The following is a 16,722-nucleotide window of genomic DNA, read 5'->3' on the forward strand; positions in this document are numbered from 1 at the left end:
TAAGATGCGTTTTGGCATGTCAGAAGGCATGGTATTAGCCGCTGGCCCTGGTGGCAGCGATTTGTGGATTTTAGAACCCCATGAAGGCGCACAGCCTGGTATGCGAGTAAAATAATACCCTCGCAATCCCCTTAACTAATCCCCTTAAATAAGTAAGGCCGCTGTTGCGGCCTTACTTATTTGGGTAACGATATCATTATACAGCTTAGCCCTGCAGATGAGTGGTTCGGTAAGGCCAAATTGATTGCCAAACACCGACTGAGCACACGCCGTAAGTTGGTCAAACTGCCCGGTAATTGACAGCAATAACGCGCTTTACACTGGATTGGCAATATCAATAAAGTGGTGCTCAAGCGCAAACTCTCGAGCCAAATGGCGACCTAAGGCCTGGATCCCAAACCGCTCAGTGGCATGATGGCCGGCGGCATAATAGTGGATCCCCTGCTCAATCGCACTATGAAAGGTACGCTCGGACACTTCGCCACTAATAAAGGCATCAACCCCCAAATTGGCCGCGATATCAATATAATCTTGCGCTCCGCCGCTGCACCAAGCTAATTCTTGAATTGGCGCATGGCCATCGCCGATATGCAGTGGGGCTCTGCCTAACGCCCGTTCAAGCACGCCACTAAACTCCCTCGCACTCATGGGCAGATCCAATTTACCGCGCCATAATAAGCCCTGAGCCACTTCCTCAACGGCTTCTGGGTTGAGGATCTCAAGCTGTCTTGCCAAAGTAGCATTATTCCCAAGCATTGGGTGGGCATCTAAGGGTAAATGGTAACCAAATAGACTGATATTGTGAGTGAGCAGCGCCTTAATCCGCCGCTGTTTCATCCCAGTGATCACCTCCGGCTCATTTTTCCAAAAAAAACCGTGGTGCACGATAATCGCATCGGCATTTAAGCGGATCGCCTCATCAATCAAGGCTTGGCAAGCACTGACCCCCGTCACTATGATCTTGATGTTGTCCTTGCCCTCGACCTGCAAACCATTCGGAGCGTAATCTTTAAAGGCCGATACGTTCAAAAAGTCGGCTAAATATTGAGCAAGTTCTGTTCGAGTCATTCCTGCACCGTTAAATTGTTTTAGTTTTAGATTGAGATAATGAGATTAATACAACTTATTAGCGCGCAATATCGACGCGCACACTGCCTTGCAGGTACACCACCCGCACCCGATCTCCAGCAGTAAATACCATACCAGGATCGTAATCTTGGATAACCATCACTTGGCTACCATCTTCTTGGTTGATCATCAATTCCACCAAGGTTAACGCTTGCACTTGTGTACTACTGCCATAACGATTGCCAACACCCGCACCAAGAAGCGCCCCCAATACCGTCGCAATATCTTGACCCGAGCCGCTGCCAAATTGATGGCCGATCACGCCACCAACCAAAGCCCCGCCAAAGGTTTTCCAACCCTGATTTCGATCTTCAATCAGCTGTGTTTCGGTAATATTGCGCACTGAGGAAATATCACCATAAAGCACTTTTTCCACGGGCACCGCCTGATCCCGATCATAACCGCTATGCACGGGGGCAATGAAAAAAGCGCAAATCAACATAAAGCTCGCTAGACTAGGTTTCCACATATCTGAATTTCCGCTAACTTATTAAGAAGGTTAATCACTGAATCATACGCAATTGTGAAGTCACTGTCTTTTCTCGATCACCCATTGGCCGCATTCCCCCCACCCGACCAAGCCCTCACTGAACCTAATGGGCTGCTGGCTGTCGGCGGCGACTTACGCCCAGAGCGTTTACTCTCTGCTTATTATAATGGCATTTTTCCATGGTTTAACTCAGATGATCCGATTCTTTGGTGGTCACCGGATCCCCGCGCCATTTTTTTACCGAAACAGATTAAAATAAGCAGCAGTTTACGCAAATATCTTAAAAAGCAACCATGGCGTTACACCGTTAATCACGCTTTTAGCGATGTCATGGCAGGCTGCGCGCTCCCTCGGCAAAAGCAAGCAGGCACTTGGATTAGCCAGGACATTCAAACGGCTTACCAGAAACTACATCAACAAGGCTACGCCCATTCTGTCGAAGTTTGGCATGGTAAGCAACTCATCGGCGGGCTCTATGGTATAGCGCTTGGCCAAGTATTTTGTGGGGAGTCCATGTTCCACCGCCACACGAATGCCTCTAAGGCGGCGATGGCCGTATTACAGCAGCATTTATTGACCATGGGCTTTGCGTTAATTGACGCCCAAGTAATGAACCCACACCTTGAAAGCCTAGGCGCACAAGCCATTAAACGCACCGATTTTCTTCAATTACTGCACCTATATCGTGATCAAGATGTGCAAGCTAATGCTTGGCTCCCTAGTGAGGTGTCCCTTGAGCTCCCGTAATCAACATCAATCAATTGCGATTGGCATCAGCCAACCATTTCCCTGCAGTTACCTTGAAGATCAACAGGAACAATTGTTAGTCATTCAAGAAGAGCGCATCGATGCGAGATTATTTGAACGTTTATTAACTGTCGGGTTTCGGCGCAGTGGTGCGGCGATTTACAAACCCCGCTGCCCTCGCTGCAGCGCCTGCCAACCTATCCGTATTCCCGTAAAGCAATTTACTCCCTCAAAACGACAAAAACGTACCTTAGCTCATAATCGCGATTTAACCTGGCGCATCACCTCAACTCAAACCGCTGAGCAATACGCACTCTACGAGCGTTATATCAAGCAGCGTCACAGGGATGGTCCCATGTATCCCCCCAGCCGTGAACAATACCAGCAGTTTTTATTTTGCCACTGGTTACCCCCTTCTTTTATTGAAGTCTATCAAGGTAATAAGCTATTAGCCGTTGCCGTTACGGATCGTTTACCCAATAGTCTGTCGGCCATTTACAGTTATTTTGATCCCGATGAAAGCCATCGCTCCCTTGGTGCTTTATTGATCTTGCTGCAATGCCGCTTAGCAAAATTACAAGAGAAAGAATTCCTTTATCTCGGATATCAGATAGATGCAAATCGCAAAATGTCCTATAAGCGTTTATATCGCCCTTATCAAATATTAACCCCCCATGGCTGGGAGTATTGCCAAGTTTGCGAATGACTTCCCCTTTACAGCGGGGGGAATTTGGGGCATGATACGCCCGTTTTTTATATTCGAAGGCTAATGGGATAATTAATTAATGGCGAAAGAAGACAACATTGAAATGCAAGGCACTATCCTTGAAACCTTGCCAAACACAATGTTTCGTGTAGAGCTTGAAAATGGTCATGTGGTGATAGCCCACATTTCAGGCAAAATGCGCAAAAACTACATCCGGATCCTCACTGGTGACAAAGTGACTGTCCAGTTGACTCCTTATGATCTGACCAAAGGTCGTATTGTCTTCCGCGCGCGCTAATATAGCCTCTTATAGCTAAAAACCCGGTAAGTCCGGGTTTTTTTGTTTGCGAAAGATAAAAAAATGGCTGCAATTGCAGCCATTTTTATCTTCTATATTTTACTCAGTCACGCCAAGGTGTAATGGCTAAGCTTTGCTACTGACCTTAGCATGTTGTTCAGTACGGATCACTATTTCACCTTCATTAACATCAACATACGCAACACCGCCTGACTCTAACGCACCAAATAAGATCTCATCAGCCAATGGCCGTTTGATCAATTCGGTGACAACCCTCGCCATTGGCCGCGCGCCCATATTTTTGTCATAACCTTTCTCAGCTAATAACGTTCTGGCTTCATCACTGACTTCCAAGGTCACGTGTTTCGCATCCAATTGAGCCTGTAATTCCACCAAGAATTTGTCGACGACTTTAGCAATAATCGTCATATCTAAATGATTAAACCAAACAATGGAATCGAGGCGATTACGAAACTCTGGCGAAAAAACCCGATTAATTTCCGATAAAGCGTCTTGGCTATGATCTTGCTGGGTAAAGCCAATTGACTTGCGAATGGTCTCCTGCACCCCCGCGTTAGTGGTCATCACTAAGGTAACATGCCTAAAATCAGCCTTACGGCCGTTATTGTCGGTCAAGGTGCCATGATCCATCACCTGCAATAGCAAGTTGTAAACATCACGGTGCGCTTTTTCAATTTCATCCAACAATACCACGCAGTGGGGGTTTTTAATCACCGCATCGGTCAACAAGCCACCTTGGTCATAGCCCACATAGCCGGGAGGGGCACCAATTAAACGTGAAACGGTATGGCTTTCCATGTACTCAGACATATCAAACCGCACCAACTTCATCCCCAAACAATTTGCTAATTGTTGCGTAACCTCTGTCTTACCCACCCCAGTAGGGCCGGCAAACAAAAAGCTGCCTACCGGTTTTTTATCTGCGCCTAAGCCACTACGGGATAATCTTATCGCTGCACTTAAACTCTCAATGGCTTTATCTTGACCAAAAACCACCATTTTTAGATTGCGCTCAAGATTACGCAGCAAATCCTTGTCGGTGGCTGATACGGATTTTTCGGGTATGCGCGCCATTTTAGCCACAATCGCCTCAATTTCAGCTTGGCCAATGGTTTTTTTGCGCTTACTCGAAGGTAACATCGCCATGCGTGCCCCCGCCTCATCAATCACATCAATGGCTTTATCGGGTAAATGCCTATCATTGATGTGTTTAGCGGATAATACCGCAGCACTACTGATCGCAGCCTGGGTATATCGTACTCCATGATATTCTTCATATTTGGATTTAAGCCCCATCAAAATCTTAGTGGTTTCTTCAACCGAGGGCTCATTAATGTCCACTTTTTGGAAACGACGGGCAAGCGCTCGATCTTTTTCAAAAATACTTTGATATTCCTGAAACGTCGTCGAGCCCATACAACGCAAATTACCGCTAGATAACAGCGGTTTTAATAGATTGGAGGCATCCATGACTCCGCCAGAGGCCGCTCCTGCACCAATAATGGTATGGATTTCATCAATAAACAAAATGGCATGCTTATCGTTAGCCAGCTCTTTTAACAGGCTTTTAAAGCGCTTTTCAAAATCACCACGATATTTGGTGCCAGCAAGTAACGCCCCTAAATCAAGGGAGTACACTGTCGCCTGTGCCATCACCTCAGGCACTTGGTGATTAACAATTCGATAAGCAAGGCCTTCTGCTATGGCGGTTTTACCCACTCCGGCCTCACCCACTAACAACGGATTATTTTTACGGCGACGACAAAGCGTTTGAATGGCACGCTCAATTTCTGCCTCGCGCCCAATCAGCGGATCAATTCCGCCTTGTTTCGCTAGCTGATTTAAATTCGCGGCAAACTGCGACAGCATACTGCGCTCATCACTCCCTTCGGTGTGTTCTTCAGCGCGCTCTTCATTAGAGGACTCTGCATCCTCATTTTTAGCAAAACCATGGGAAATAAAATTAACCACATCTAAGCGGGTAATATCATAACGGCGCAGCAGATACACGGCTTGTGATTCCTGCTCACTGAAAATCGCCACGAGCACATTTGCCCCCGTCACCTCATTGCGCCCAGATGACTGCACATGAAAAACGGCACGTTGTAATACCCGTTGAAACCCTAACGTTGGCTGAGTTTCTTTATCATCAATATCAGCAATGATAGGGGTGGTTTGTTGGATAAAGCTGGCCACTTCATCTTTTAGTTTATTAAGATCGGCACCGCAGGCAATGAGGGCTTCCTGAGCCGCTGGATTATCGATTAAGGCGAGTAATAAATGTTCAACCGTCATGTACTCGTGACGTGCATCTCTGGCTTGCTGAAACGCCAAGTTTAAGGTGACTTCCAGATCTTTGTTCAGCATAAGCACCCCCAAAATTAACAACGAACTACAGGATAAGGCGCGTTTAAGCCTTCTCTAAGGAACACAGTAACGGATGTTGGTTTTGTCTTGCAAATTGATTTACTTGTATCACTTTCGTTTCGGCAATACCAAACGGAAAAATGCCACAGATCCCCTTTCCTTGATGATGTATGGTTAACATGATGTCCGTCGCTTCTGGTTCATTTTTACCAAAAAAGACTTGTAACACTTCAATCACAAAATCCATGGGGGTGTAATCATCATTATTGAGGATCACCTTGTACATAGAGGGAGGCAAAAGTTCTGAATCAACATGCTCCGCTACGTGTTCAACATTTCCAATCTTACTCATTTTCTAATACTAGCCTCTCGTATTGGCCACTTCCAATTGATACATTGAAATTAATCAATTGTTACCTCTTTGTTAATTTTAACTTGACTTCCGCTTTTTCTCCTTACATTCTGTAGTTCAGATGGGGTTATCCCCGTCTACACAGGTTTTACTATCTTACTGGTAAGTAGACAACAGAAGGAAGTGGAAGTATGGCAAGCGGAACTGTTAAATGGTTCAACAACGCCAAAGGATTCGGGTTTATTTGCCCTGATCAAGGTGGCGAGGACGTTTTTGCGCACTATTCTACCATTGAAATGGAAGGCTATAGAACTCTAAAAGCAGGCCAACCGGTTCAATTTGAAGTAGAACAAGGGCCAAAAGGAATGCATGCTTCAGCCATTTCACCGACAAAATAATGTCCGGTGAGGCCAATGATCAAAAAGGCAGGGACATGTCCCTGCCTTTTTATTGGTGCACGATTTGCAATGGCGCACCAATAAAAAGAGCCTGGGACGCAGGCTCTATTGGTTAACACACTGCACGGATGACAATGCTAAGCGTTTAACAGTCTGTTCAGGGTTTGACTTGGACGCATCGCTTGCTCAGCTTTGGTGGCATCGAGACGATAGTAACCCCCTAAGTCAACCGCAGTTCCCTGCGCATGATTCAACTCCGCCACAATCACGGATTCATTCGCCGCTAATGCCTCCGCCAAGGGGATGAAATGAGCCTGCAATTGTTCATCTTTCGTTTGCCCGGCAAGGGCTTTAGCCCAGTACAAGGCTAAATAGAAGTGACTACCACGGTTATCTAACTCACCCACTCTTCTTGATGGCGATTTATTGCTATCTAAAAATTGCCCAATCGCTTGATCTAACGTATCGGCTAACACTTGAGCTTTAGGATTGCTTTCAGTTTGGCTTAAATGTTCCAATGAGGCCCCAAGGGCTAAAAATTCACCCAATGAATCCCAGCGTAAGTGCCCTTCTTTTTCAAGTTGCTGCACATGCTTTGGCGCACTACCGCCTGCCCCCGTTTCAAATAGGCCGCCACCGTTCATCAAAGGAACAATTGAGAGCATTTTGGCACTGGTGCCAAGCTCAAGGATAGGGAACAAGTCTGTGAGGTAATCGCGTAGCACGTTACCCGTCACTGAAATGGTATCTTTGCCTTCTTTGATCCGAGCCAATGAGAAACGTGTCGCTTCTTCAGGAGACAGGATGCTGATCTCTAAGCCTTGCGTATCATGCTCTGGCAAATACTGCTGCACTTTAGCAATAATTTGGGCATCGTGAGCACGTTTGCTATCTAACCAAAATACCGCTGGAGTATTGCTTAACCGGGCACGGCGCACCGCCAGTTTAACCCAATCGCGAATAGGGGCATCTTTTACCTGACACATTCTCCAAATATCCCCCGCTTCAACCTGATGACTCATCAATACCTTACCGCTAGCATCGACTACGGACACCACGCCATCGGCAGGAATTTCGAAGGTTTTATCATGGCTACCGTATTCTTCCGCTTTTTGCGCCATCAAACCAACATTGGGCACACTGCCCATGGTTTTAGGATCAAAGGCACCATGCTCTTTACAAAACGCGATGGTTTCTTGATATACACCGGCATAGCAGCGATCTGGGATCAAGGCTTTAGTATCGTGTAATTGTCCATCTGGCCCCCACATTTGCCCTGATGAACGAATAGCTGCAGGCATGGAAGCATCGATAATAATGTCACTTGGCACATGGAGATTGGTAATGCCTTTATCAGAGTCAACCATTGCAATGGCAGGACGCTCGGCATATACAGCAGCAATATCGGCTTCAATTTGGGCACGCATCTGGTCCGGTAACTGAGCAATTTTGGCATACACATCACCAAAGCCGTTATTCACATCCACCCCGAGTTCCGCAAATAACGAGGCATGTTTCGCAAATACCGGTTGGAAAAACACCTTCACTGCATGACCAAACATAATAGGATCAGATACTTTCATCATTGTGGCTTTAAGGTGCAAAGATAACAGCACATTTTCAGCCTTTGCATTGGCCATTTCGCGTTCAAAAAAGCTAACGAGAGCCTTTTTGCTCATGACCGCTGCGTCAATAATTTCTCCCGCCAGCAATTTAAGCCCGGATTTAAGCACGACTGCTTGACCACTTTTTGGGGTGAGCACGATATTCACACTGGTAGCTTCGCCCAAGGTTAAGGATTGTTCACTACCGTAAAAATCCCCCTCGGTCATATGGGCCACATGAGACTGAGAGTCTTTGGTCCATTTACCCATAGAGTGCGGGTTTTTCTTTGCAAAGTTTTTCACCGATAACGGCGCACGACGATCGGAATTACCTTCACGCAGGACTGGGTTTACCGCACTGCCCTTGATTTTGTCGTAACGGGCTTTAATCGATTGTTCAGCATCGGTTTTAGGTTCGTCAGGGTAATTAGGAATGTCATAACCCTTTTGTTGCAACTCTAAAATGCAGGCCTTTAATTGGGGAATAGATGCGCTAATGTTAGGTAACTTAATGATATTGGCAGAGGGAAGATTAGCCAGCTCGCCCAACTCAGCTAAATGATCGGCGATTTTTTGGTTGTCGGTCAGTTTTTCTGGAAAATTGGCAATGATACGACCAGATAACGAAATATCACGGGTTTCAACAGTCACCCCCGCGGCATTGGTAAAGGTTCGGATAATCGGTAATAAAGAAAGGGTAGCTAATGCTGGGGCTTCGTCTGTTTCAGTGTAAATAATTGTTGATGGGTTATCTTTCATGTTACATCCTACATTATTGTAAAATTTAAATTTTTTATAATAATTTTATAGCATGGCAAACACCGCTTAGCACGCTGAAATAATCAATTAAGGCAATCGGTTACACCTCAACAGACGATTTACTTCGGGTCACTCGGCCATTCGCCTCCGCCAATGGGGTAAAACGATTCATTAAAATCTAATAAACAAATAGGCGCAGATCACATTTTTGCGCCGACATCATAGAGCATTCGCAGCAATATTCAAATTCCACTAAGGGCGAATGCCGAGTACACTGTGACCACAACGTCGATATCATCAAGTCAGGTCAGCGTGTCTGAACCCTCCGTGAACAGCATGAACAAAAAATCAGTGTCAGCCAAATCGTTATCACCGCACAGATCCCGCGTCAACGCCAATACCAATGGCCGTGCGCCAAAGCAGCCGTTTACCCCAGCGGGGCGCCGTAGAATGTCGGCCCCCACTCCGTCTCCGATTATCGTGTTATTTAACAAACCCTTTGATGTGCTCTGCCAATTTACGGATGATCAAGGCCGTAAAACCCTGAAAGACTACATCAACATTGCGGGCGTTTATGCTGCTGGCCGTTTAGACCGCGATAGCGAAGGGTTATTACTGCTCACCAATGATGGGCAATTACAGGCCAAACTGACGCAGCCGAACAAGCAAACCTATAAAACCTATTGGGCACAGGTAGAAGGTATTCCCACGCAAGAAGCCTTAGCCAAATTACGCCAAGGGGTGATGTTAAATGATGGTATGACGCTCCCCGCCAAGGTCAAAATCATCGATGAGCCGAATATTTGGCCACGGACGCCACCAGTCAGAGAGCGCAAACATATCCCCACGTCATGGTTAGAAATCCAGATCCATGAGGGACGAAATCGTCAAGTGCGCCGCATGACGGCCCACATTGGCTACCCAACCTTAAGATTAATCCGCTATAAAATAGGCCAATGGAGTCTTGATGATCTCGCCTCTGGGGAGCATAAATGTATCGGTTTAGGCCAAGAAGCCTAAACTGCGCCAAACAAACTTGAGATTGACTGCCCATAACAAACGACACAGCAGACATCACGCCAATGCAAACACGCTATAAACCCAATGTTACCGTTGCTTGTATTATCCATGCCCAGTTACAAGACAAGTACCTGATGGTGGAAGAATGGCCCAATGGCGAGCAACGCTTTAACCAGCCGGCGGGTCACTTAGAAGCCAATGAAAGCCTGATTGACGCCTGCGCCCGCGAAGTGTTTGAAGAAACCGGGCTCTCGCTTCAGCCCCAAGGCTTAGTCGGGATTTATCAATTCTCGACCAGTGCCGATGTCGCCTTTGTTCGGTTTACCTTTTTCGCAAAGCTGCAAACCATGCCTAAGCCAACGCCGCTGGATAGTGCCATCCATGGGGCACATTGGCTCAGTTTTGAACAAATCCAAGCCAAAGCTAGCTCACTGCGCAGTCCTCTCGTCCTCGATTGCCTAGAAGACTATCGACGCCAACAGCAACAGGGACAAAGCTATCCCTTAGACTTACTCAATAGTGTCCGTCTCACGATAGCCCCAGAGAATAAGGCATGATAGAATACGCCGCCGCATAAATCTGCCATGGCAACGTTGGCTTGAGCGCCTAGCGCAGCTCAAGTGAGGTCAGCAAAGCTTGCATCGATATCGCGAGACTTCGCAACTTAACCTCGCTCATTTAAGCCAGACTGAACACCCACAGTGATGGCGCAGCAACCTTGTACCAGCATACGGCCGCGTAACCAACTGGGCTCTGGCAGCAGACAGTAAATATTGAGTTAATTTAACTCATCGTAGTGGCAATACCTCATCTCAATTGAGATGGCGGATTTAAAGTTAAGCTCAAGCCTGGCTAACCCCATGGCAGACATGCCTAACCAACACATATACTCAACGGTTTTTAGGATCTATGACATCAATCGAACCCACTCACACAGGAAAAAAAGTCATTGTCGGCATGTCCGGCGGTGTAGATTCATCTGTTTCAGCCTATTTGCTTATGCAGCAAGGCTATCAGGTTGAAGGCCTTTTCATGAAGAACTGGGAAGAAGATGACAACAACGAATACTGCGCCGCCGCGGAGGATTTAAAAGATGCCCAAGCGGTGTGCGATAAACTTGGTATCAAGCTGCACACAGTCAACTTTGCCGCTGAATATTGGGACAATGTGTTTGAATATTTCCTTGCCGAATACAAAGCGGGTCGCACACCGAACCCCGATATCATGTGCAACAAAGAGATCAAATTTAAAGCCTTTTTAGAATTCGCCGACGACATTCTCGACGCCGATTATATCGCCATGGGCCACTATGTACGCCGCCGCGATAACGACGATGGCAGCACGCAAATGCTACGCGGTGTCGATAATAATAAAGATCAAAGCTACTTCCTCTACACGTTAAGCCATGAGCAAGTGGCGCGTAGCCTATTCCCCGTTGGGGAGTTAGAAAAACATGAAGTCCGTGAAATTGCTAAAAAAATGGGTTTAATCACCCATGATAAAAAAGACAGCACCGGCATTTGCTTTATTGGTGAGCGCAAATTTACCCAATTCCTTGGGACTTATTTACCGGCGCAGCCTGGCAATATCGAAACGCCTGAAGGCGACGTTATCGGCACGCACCAAGGACTGATGTACCACACCTTAGGCCAACGCAAAGGTCTTGGCATTGGTGGCATGAAAAACAGCAGCGACGATCCTTGGTATGTGGTCGATAAAGATCTTAAGCGCAATGTTCTGATCGTTGCTCAAGGGGGTCAACATCCTCGCTTGATGTCAAAGGGCATGATAGTCAATCAATTACACTGGGTTGATAGACGTGGTCCCCAAGATGGTAGTCACATTAGCGTAAAAACCCGTTATCGCCAGCAAGATGTGCCCTGCACTCTGACTTACCAAGATGACCACAGCTTAAGCGTGATATTTGATGAACCGGTTGCCGCAGTGACACCGGGGCAATCGGCGGTATTTTACGATGGTGAGGTTTGTCTCGGCGGTGGCATCATCGATCAACTAATACGAGGGTAACGCGTGAGCGATCAGCTAATCAATCGCACCATGGCTTTTGCGGGGATATTGCAAGCCATTGGTCAAGTGCAATATTTAGCACGTCATGGCGAAAGCGATAACACCGAACTGGCCGCAAGTTTACACACAATATTGGTGACCAATCCCGATAATGCCACCGATGTGTATCCCGATAAAACCATGCTCAACAAGGGCTATCAATTGATCTTGAATCAATTGGCGGACAGCAGCCAAAAAGATGTCGAGGTAACCCGTTATCTTGTCGGCATTTTAGCCCTTGAACGCAAACTTGCGCGTTCACACAGTGGCTTAGGCATGCTCGCCGAGCGCATAAATCAAGTGCATCGCCAGTTGCATCATTTTGCCATCACCGATGAGCAAGTGATTGCTAATCTTGCCAGTATTTACAGTGACATCATCAGTAATTTAGGGCCGAAGATCCAGATATCCGGTAACCCGGTGTGCTTGCAACGTCCTATTGTACAACAAAAAATTCGCGCACTATTGCTTGCTGCCATGCGCAGTGCAGTACTGTGGCGCCAGCTTGGCGGTAAACGTCGACACTTAGTCTTTGCCCGCAAAGCCATCGTCGATACAGCCAAGAAAAGTCTTACCCTATAATAAAATCAGCGTTCATCAAGGAGCTTCACATGGATCTTTCCGCACTAACTGCTATCTCTCCGGTAGACGGTCGTTATGGTAGTAAAACCGCGTCATTGAGAGGGATTTTCAGCGAGTTCGGCCTTACCAAGTACCGTGTTCAAGTTGAAATCAATTGGTTAAAACTGTTGGCCGACTGCCCAGAAATCACTGAAGTCCCGCCATTAAGCGCCTCAGCCATCGCCCTGCTTGATAGCATTAAAGACAATTTCAACGAACAAGATGCGCTGCGTGTTAAAGCGATCGAAAGCACCACCAACCACGATGTCAAAGCGGTGGAATACTTCATCAAAGAAAAAATCGCCGATAATACTGAATTAGCCGCCATCGGTGAGTTTGTACACTTCGCTTGTACTTCTGAAGATATCAACAACTTAAGCCATGGCTTAATGTTAACTGAAGCTCGCGAGCAAGTGGTTCTGCCTTATTGCAATGAACTGCTCAGTGCCATCAAAAAACTGGCCGTTGAATACCGCTCAGTACCTTTGATGTCACGTACCCATGGCCAACCGGCCTCGCCTTCTACCTTAGGTAAAGAGATGGCGAACGTAGCAGTGCGTTTGGAGCGCCAAATCAAGCAAATCGCAGCGGTTGAAATCATGGGTAAAATTAACGGCGCCGTGGGTAACTACAATGCTCACCTCTCCGCTTACCCAGAAGTGAACTGGCACGCACTGTCCGAGCGCTTTGTTACTAGTCTTGGCCTTAACTGGAATGCTTACACCACCCAAATCGAGCCACACGATTACATTGCCGAACTGTTCGATGCCATCGCCCGTTTCAACACCGTGCTGATTGACTTTGACCGCGATATTTGGGGATACATCGCCCTAGGTCACTTTAAACAGCGTACTGTAGCCGGAGAAATTGGCTCATCGACGATGCCACACAAAGTTAACCCAATCGATTTTGAAAACTCTGAAGGTAACTTAGGCATCGCCAATGCACTGATGCAACATTTAGCCTCTAAACTACCCGTTTCTCGTTGGCAACGTGATTTAACCGACTCTACCGTACTGCGTAACTTAGGCGTGGGTATTGCTCATGCGTTGATCGCCTACCAAGCAACCTTAAAAGGGATCAGTAAGTTAGAAGTTAACGAAGCGCATCTGCGTGACGAGCTTGATCACAACTGGGAAGTATTAGCAGAGCCAGTTCAAACGGTAATGCGTCGTTATGGCATTGAAAAACCATACGAAAAATTAAAAGAACTGACACGCGGCAAACGTATCGACGCGCAGCAACTGGCAGTGTTTATTGATGGATTGGAATTGCCTGACTCAGTGAAAGCTGAACTCAAGAAAATGACACCCGCCAATTACATTGGCCGCGCCGAAGCGTTTGTGGATGAACTAAACTAAGACGTTCACCCTATCTGCCATCGGCAGTGCTGGCAGCGGCATGTTCAATGAACAGCCATAGACAACAGACAATATTTTTTAAACAAAAATAAGGATTAAGGCGACACACATCTCTTGGATGTGGTCGCCTTTTTTAACACTATGTATACACTCAAACTCGATATCCCGCAGTTTCTTCAGGAATACTGGCAAAAAAAACCGCTCGTCATTAAGGGGGCTTTTCCACAATTTGCAGATCCAATCAGCGCCGATGAGTTAGCGGGGCTTGCCTGTGAGGAAGAAATCTCATCCCGTATCGTCGTCACCAAAGATCATGACTGGGAAGTGATACAGGGCCCCTTTGAAGATTACGACCGCTATGGCGAAAGCCATTGGCAATTGCTCGTACAAGCGGTTAACCATTGGTATCCCGATTCACAACCCTTAGTAGAAGCCTTACGCTTTTTGCCGGACTGGCGCTTCGATGACTTAATGGTTTCTTTTGCCACACCACAAGGTGGGGTGGGTCCACACGTCGATAACTACGATGTGTTTATCATTCAAGGTGAAGGCGAGCGGCGCTGGACTGTCGGCGACAATACCCCCCAACACCCCCGCGGTGGGAACGCCAACTCACCGTTAGTTGAAGATTTTACGCCGATCATTGATGTCGTGCTCGAAAAAGGCGACATGCTCTATATTCCCCCCGGCTTCCCCCATTGCGGTGAAACTTTAACCATGGCCATGAGCTATTCCATCGGATTTCGGGCGCCAAGCCAGCAAGAGCTGGTGAGTGAAATCGCCGATTATCTACTGGACAATAACTTAGGTCAGCAGCGGTTTACCTCAAAAACAGAGGCAAGTCATCCGGGGATAGTCAGCCAAGCAAGCCAAGTCGGCATCATGTCACTGTTAAGCCAACTGAGCCAAGATCCCACTCAATACCAAATCATATTGGGAAAATTACTCAGCCAAAACCGTTTCGAGCTTGATATATGTGAAGGCGAAGAAGCTTACAGTATTGAAGATTTACAAGATGCCTTCAGCCAAGGAGCTGGCGTGAGCCGGATCGGCGGGTTGAAAGTATTGCGTCTTGAACATGATGCCACACCGCGTTTATTCATCAACGGCGCGGTGCACGAGCTGGCACATACTCCGACAGACATCATCGCACAATTAAGCGATAACGTTTGCTTAAGTGCCGATGAAGCCATTGCAATGTGCCAGCATGAAGAAGTCCAGCACTTACTACTGCAACTCATTAATCAAGGGCTTTACTACTTAACGGATGATGAAGCCTGAGCCTTCTCTGTACTGGCTGAGCACTGCGCGATAGCGCTTAACAAGCATGTGTTAACCATCCATAAAAAATAAGAAAGGCACTCATTTGAGTGCCTGTTTATTTTTTCCTTGGGCTAGCTTTACGGCATTCAAAAGATCACGAGCAAGGCTTAACGCCATCGCAACCACGCATGATTAAGCTTAAGAATTCCAAAGTTTATCGTCATTATGCATGCGATACAGGCTCTCGGCGCGCGAGACTAAAAGCTGAGCAAATTTGGCTTGAGTGGCATCACGCACCGCTCCTGAACGAATTAAATTCTCGGCTTGCATCTGCCACATCATCGAAAAATGTCGCAACGCATCCCGGGCCGTTTTAGCCACTTTAACATCCACAAAATCCGAAGGTAAATCCCCCGACATTACCCAATAGGTTTTAGCGCTTGGGCGTTTAGCTTCCATTTTCCAAATCGCAAGATAGGGCACAAGATAACGACTCTCATCGGCTAAGACTTTACTGGGGATAACGCCCTTCTCTGCGAGAAAACGATTGGCCTTTTGGAATTGAGTCCTTACCCACTCTTGGCGCAGCTGTTCTAATTCTGCTGCAGATAAAGGCTTTTTAGGCTGTTCAACAGCTTGTTCAGTCATACTTACATCCTATCTTATTGTTCTAACGCGATCCCCATTCTAGGTTGGGTGCGTGATTGATACTATTTAATCATTTTTAGTGTCGTTCAAGCCCTATTGAACAAAAAGCTTACGTTGACGTAAAGTGGAAAGCAAAATTGCCACAAAAAAACGATTTATTCAGTGATTATCCATGGTTGAGAGTAGCGCTAAATGCTATGGTTCTGCAATAAATATAACAAGCTGGCGTTTGAGAGATGGCGTCAACTTACTCATTGCATAGCGGAGAACATCACGTGGCTGTATTTAATCATGGATCCTTTGACGAACATGAACAGGTCGTATTCTGTCATGATAAAGAAAGTGGCCTAAAGGCGATCGTTGCCATTCACAACACCAACCTTGGCCCCGCCGTCGGGGGATGTCGTATGTGGAACTATCCTTCCGATGATGAAGCATTGACAGACGTATTACGCCTTTCTCGTGGCATGACCTATAAAAATGCCCTCGCAGGATTAACCATGGGCGGCGGTAAATCCGTTATCATCGCCGATCCCAAACGCCAGGATCGTGAAGCCCTATTTCGGGCCTTTGGTCGTTTTATTAATAGTCTCGGTGGTCGTTATTATTCTGCCGAAGATGTGGGCACCACCACTGCCGATATTATGATTGCCCATCAAGAAACCCCCTTTATGGCAGGTCTTGAAGGCAAAAGTGGCGATCCCTCCCCCTTTACCGCCCTTGGGACCTATTTAGGTATTAAGGCCGCCGTCAAACATAAACTCGGTTTAGATACACTTGAGGGGATTAAAGTCGCCGTTCAGGGCGTAGGCCATGTGGGCTATTATTTATGCAAACACTTGCATGAAGAAGGTGCAAAACTCATCGTCACC

Annotated in this window: 17 protein-coding genes; 11 read left to right on the top strand and 6 right to left on the bottom strand. The window is 46.8% G+C overall.

Translation table 11 applies throughout. The annotated features are described in order from the left end of the window. Nucleotides 1-315 precede the first annotated feature (315 nt). Both ACRCZA_RS13655 and ACRCZA_RS13660 read right to left on the bottom strand, forming a co-directional pair. A complete protein-coding gene (locus ACRCZA_RS13655; protein WP_438674962.1) occupies nucleotides 316-1,068 on the bottom strand; it encodes a Nif3-like dinuclear metal center hexameric protein in 753 nt (250 codons plus the stop codon). Nucleotides 1,069-1,126: 58 nt separating this feature from the next. After that, a complete protein-coding gene (locus ACRCZA_RS13660) occupies nucleotides 1,127-1,597 on the bottom strand; it encodes a glycine zipper 2TM domain-containing protein (protein ID WP_438674963.1) in 471 nt (156 codons plus the stop codon). Nucleotides 1,598-1,651: 54 nt separating this feature from the next. Here ACRCZA_RS13660 and aat point away from each other — a divergent pair, with 54 nt between their 5' ends. The 3 genes from aat (at nucleotide 1,652) to infA (ending at nucleotide 3,369) form a co-directional block, all read left to right on the top strand. Then, nucleotides 1,652-2,365, top strand: coding sequence for a leucyl/phenylalanyl-tRNA--protein transferase (aat, locus tag ACRCZA_RS13665; protein ID WP_438674964.1), 714 nt, complete (start codon nucleotides 1,652-1,654; stop codon nucleotides 2,363-2,365). Further along, nucleotides 2,325-3,071: an arginyltransferase gene (locus ACRCZA_RS13670; protein WP_438674965.1), complete on the top strand. Its 747-nt coding sequence runs from the start codon at nucleotides 2,325-2,327 to the stop codon at nucleotides 3,069-3,071. The genes aat and ACRCZA_RS13670 overlap by 41 nt, the downstream gene beginning before the upstream one ends. 79 nt (nucleotides 3,072-3,150) lie before the next feature. Then, nucleotides 3,151-3,369 (top strand): translation initiation factor IF-1, encoded by a 219-nt coding sequence (infA, locus tag ACRCZA_RS13675; protein WP_006081934.1) that lies wholly within the window; start codon nucleotides 3,151-3,153, stop codon nucleotides 3,367-3,369. A gap of 126 nt (nucleotides 3,370-3,495) precedes the next feature. Here infA and clpA read toward each other — a convergent pair whose 3' ends face one another. Both clpA and clpS read right to left on the bottom strand, forming a co-directional pair. Further along, entirely contained in the window at nucleotides 3,496-5,757 is a 2,262-nt protein-coding gene (gene clpA / locus ACRCZA_RS13680) for an ATP-dependent Clp protease ATP-binding subunit ClpA (RefSeq protein WP_438674966.1), read from the bottom strand. Between the two features lie 43 nt (nucleotides 5,758-5,800). Further along, nucleotides 5,801-6,109 (bottom strand): ATP-dependent Clp protease adapter ClpS, encoded by a 309-nt coding sequence (gene clpS, locus ACRCZA_RS13685; RefSeq protein WP_438674967.1) that lies wholly within the window; start codon nucleotides 6,107-6,109, stop codon nucleotides 5,801-5,803. A 191-nt stretch (nucleotides 6,110-6,300) separates the two neighbouring features. On the opposite strand from clpS, the gene cspD reads away from it, so the two are divergent. Then, a complete protein-coding gene (cspD, locus tag ACRCZA_RS13690; RefSeq protein ID WP_011072576.1) occupies nucleotides 6,301-6,507 on the top strand; it encodes a cold shock domain-containing protein CspD in 207 nt (68 codons plus the stop codon). 137 nt (nucleotides 6,508-6,644) lie between these two features. Here the strand turns inward: cspD and ACRCZA_RS13695 are convergent, their stop codons facing one another. Beyond that, entirely contained in the window at nucleotides 6,645-8,870 is a 2,226-nt protein-coding gene (locus ACRCZA_RS13695; RefSeq protein WP_438674968.1) for an NADP-dependent isocitrate dehydrogenase, read from the bottom strand. A 336-nt stretch (nucleotides 8,871-9,206) separates the two neighbouring features. Between ACRCZA_RS13695 and rluE the strand changes: the two genes are divergently transcribed. From rluE to ACRCZA_RS13725, 6 genes are all read left to right on the top strand, one after another. Then, entirely contained in the window at nucleotides 9,207-9,890 is a 684-nt protein-coding gene (gene rluE / locus ACRCZA_RS13700; RefSeq protein ID WP_438674975.1) for a 23S rRNA pseudouridine(2457) synthase RluE, read from the top strand. 62 nt (nucleotides 9,891-9,952) lie between these two features. Then, nucleotides 9,953-10,447, top strand: coding sequence for an NUDIX hydrolase (locus ACRCZA_RS13705; RefSeq protein WP_438674969.1), 495 nt, complete (start codon nucleotides 9,953-9,955; stop codon nucleotides 10,445-10,447). A 352-nt stretch (nucleotides 10,448-10,799) separates the two neighbouring features. Then, entirely contained in the window at nucleotides 10,800-11,918 is a 1,119-nt protein-coding gene (gene mnmA, locus ACRCZA_RS13710; RefSeq protein WP_438674970.1) for a tRNA 2-thiouridine(34) synthase MnmA, read from the top strand. Nucleotides 11,919-11,921: 3 nt separating this feature from the next. Next, the gene (gene hflD, locus ACRCZA_RS13715) at nucleotides 11,922-12,539 is read left to right on the top strand and encodes a high frequency lysogenization protein HflD (RefSeq protein ID WP_438674971.1); all 618 of its coding nucleotides are present in this window, start codon (nucleotides 11,922-11,924) and stop codon (nucleotides 12,537-12,539) included. Between the two features lie 29 nt (nucleotides 12,540-12,568). Then, entirely contained in the window at nucleotides 12,569-13,939 is a 1,371-nt protein-coding gene (gene purB / locus ACRCZA_RS13720) for an adenylosuccinate lyase (protein ID WP_438674972.1), read from the top strand. A gap of 141 nt (nucleotides 13,940-14,080) precedes the next feature. Further along, complete coding sequence (locus ACRCZA_RS13725) at nucleotides 14,081-15,220, top strand: ribosomal protein uL16 3-hydroxylase (protein WP_438674976.1); 1,140 nt, start codon at nucleotides 14,081-14,083, stop codon at nucleotides 15,218-15,220. A 180-nt stretch (nucleotides 15,221-15,400) separates the two neighbouring features. Here the strand turns inward: ACRCZA_RS13725 and ACRCZA_RS13730 are convergent, their stop codons facing one another. Beyond that, the gene (locus tag ACRCZA_RS13730) at nucleotides 15,401-15,850 is read right to left on the bottom strand and encodes a DUF4826 family protein (RefSeq protein ID WP_438674973.1); all 450 of its coding nucleotides are present in this window, start codon (nucleotides 15,848-15,850) and stop codon (nucleotides 15,401-15,403) included. Between the two features lie 275 nt (nucleotides 15,851-16,125). On the opposite strand from ACRCZA_RS13730, the gene ACRCZA_RS13735 reads away from it, so the two are divergent. Next, nucleotides 16,126-16,722: Glu/Leu/Phe/Val dehydrogenase dimerization domain-containing protein (locus tag ACRCZA_RS13735; protein ID WP_438674974.1), on the top strand; the 597-nt coding region annotated here is incomplete at its 3' end.

The organism is Shewanella sp., from assembly GCF_051658185.1.
Lineage (GTDB): Bacteria > Pseudomonadota > Gammaproteobacteria > Enterobacterales > Shewanellaceae > Shewanella.

Bases quoted from the DNA above. Each gene is read 5' to 3' on its own strand.
- ACRCZA_RS13660 (WP_438674963.1), bottom strand. From the start codon at position 1,597: ATGTGGAAACCTAGTCTAGCGAGCTTTATGTTGATTTGCGCTTTTTTC.
- ACRCZA_RS13670 (WP_438674965.1), top strand. From the start codon at position 2,325: ATGCTTGGCTCCCTAGTGAGGTGTCCCTTGAGCTCCCGTAATCAACAT.
- ACRCZA_RS13730 (WP_438674973.1), bottom strand. From the start codon at position 15,850: ATGACTGAACAAGCTGTTGAACAGCCTAAAAAGCCTTTATCTGCAGCA.
- cspD (WP_011072576.1), top strand. From the start codon at position 6,301: ATGGCAAGCGGAACTGTTAAATGGTTCAACAACGCCAAAGGATTCGGG.
- ACRCZA_RS13725 (WP_438674976.1), top strand. From the start codon at position 14,081: ATGTATACACTCAAACTCGATATCCCGCAGTTTCTTCAGGAATACTGG.
- clpS (WP_438674967.1), bottom strand. From the start codon at position 6,109: ATGAGTAAGATTGGAAATGTTGAACACGTAGCGGAGCATGTTGATTCA.
- ACRCZA_RS13695 (WP_438674968.1), bottom strand. From the start codon at position 8,870: ATGAAAGATAACCCATCAACAATTATTTACACTGAAACAGACGAAGCC.
- ACRCZA_RS13705 (WP_438674969.1), top strand. From the start codon at position 9,953: ATGCAAACACGCTATAAACCCAATGTTACCGTTGCTTGTATTATCCAT.
- clpA (WP_438674966.1), bottom strand. From the start codon at position 5,757: ATGCTGAACAAAGATCTGGAAGTCACCTTAAACTTGGCGTTTCAGCAA.
- purB (WP_438674972.1), top strand. From the start codon at position 12,569: ATGGATCTTTCCGCACTAACTGCTATCTCTCCGGTAGACGGTCGTTAT.
- rluE (WP_438674975.1), top strand. From the start codon at position 9,207: ATGAACAAAAAATCAGTGTCAGCCAAATCGTTATCACCGCACAGATCC.
- ACRCZA_RS13655 (WP_438674962.1), bottom strand. From the start codon at position 1,068: ATGACTCGAACAGAACTTGCTCAATATTTAGCCGACTTTTTGAACGTA.
- mnmA (WP_438674970.1), top strand. From the start codon at position 10,800: ATGACATCAATCGAACCCACTCACACAGGAAAAAAAGTCATTGTCGGC.
- infA (WP_006081934.1), top strand. From the start codon at position 3,151: ATGGCGAAAGAAGACAACATTGAAATGCAAGGCACTATCCTTGAAACC.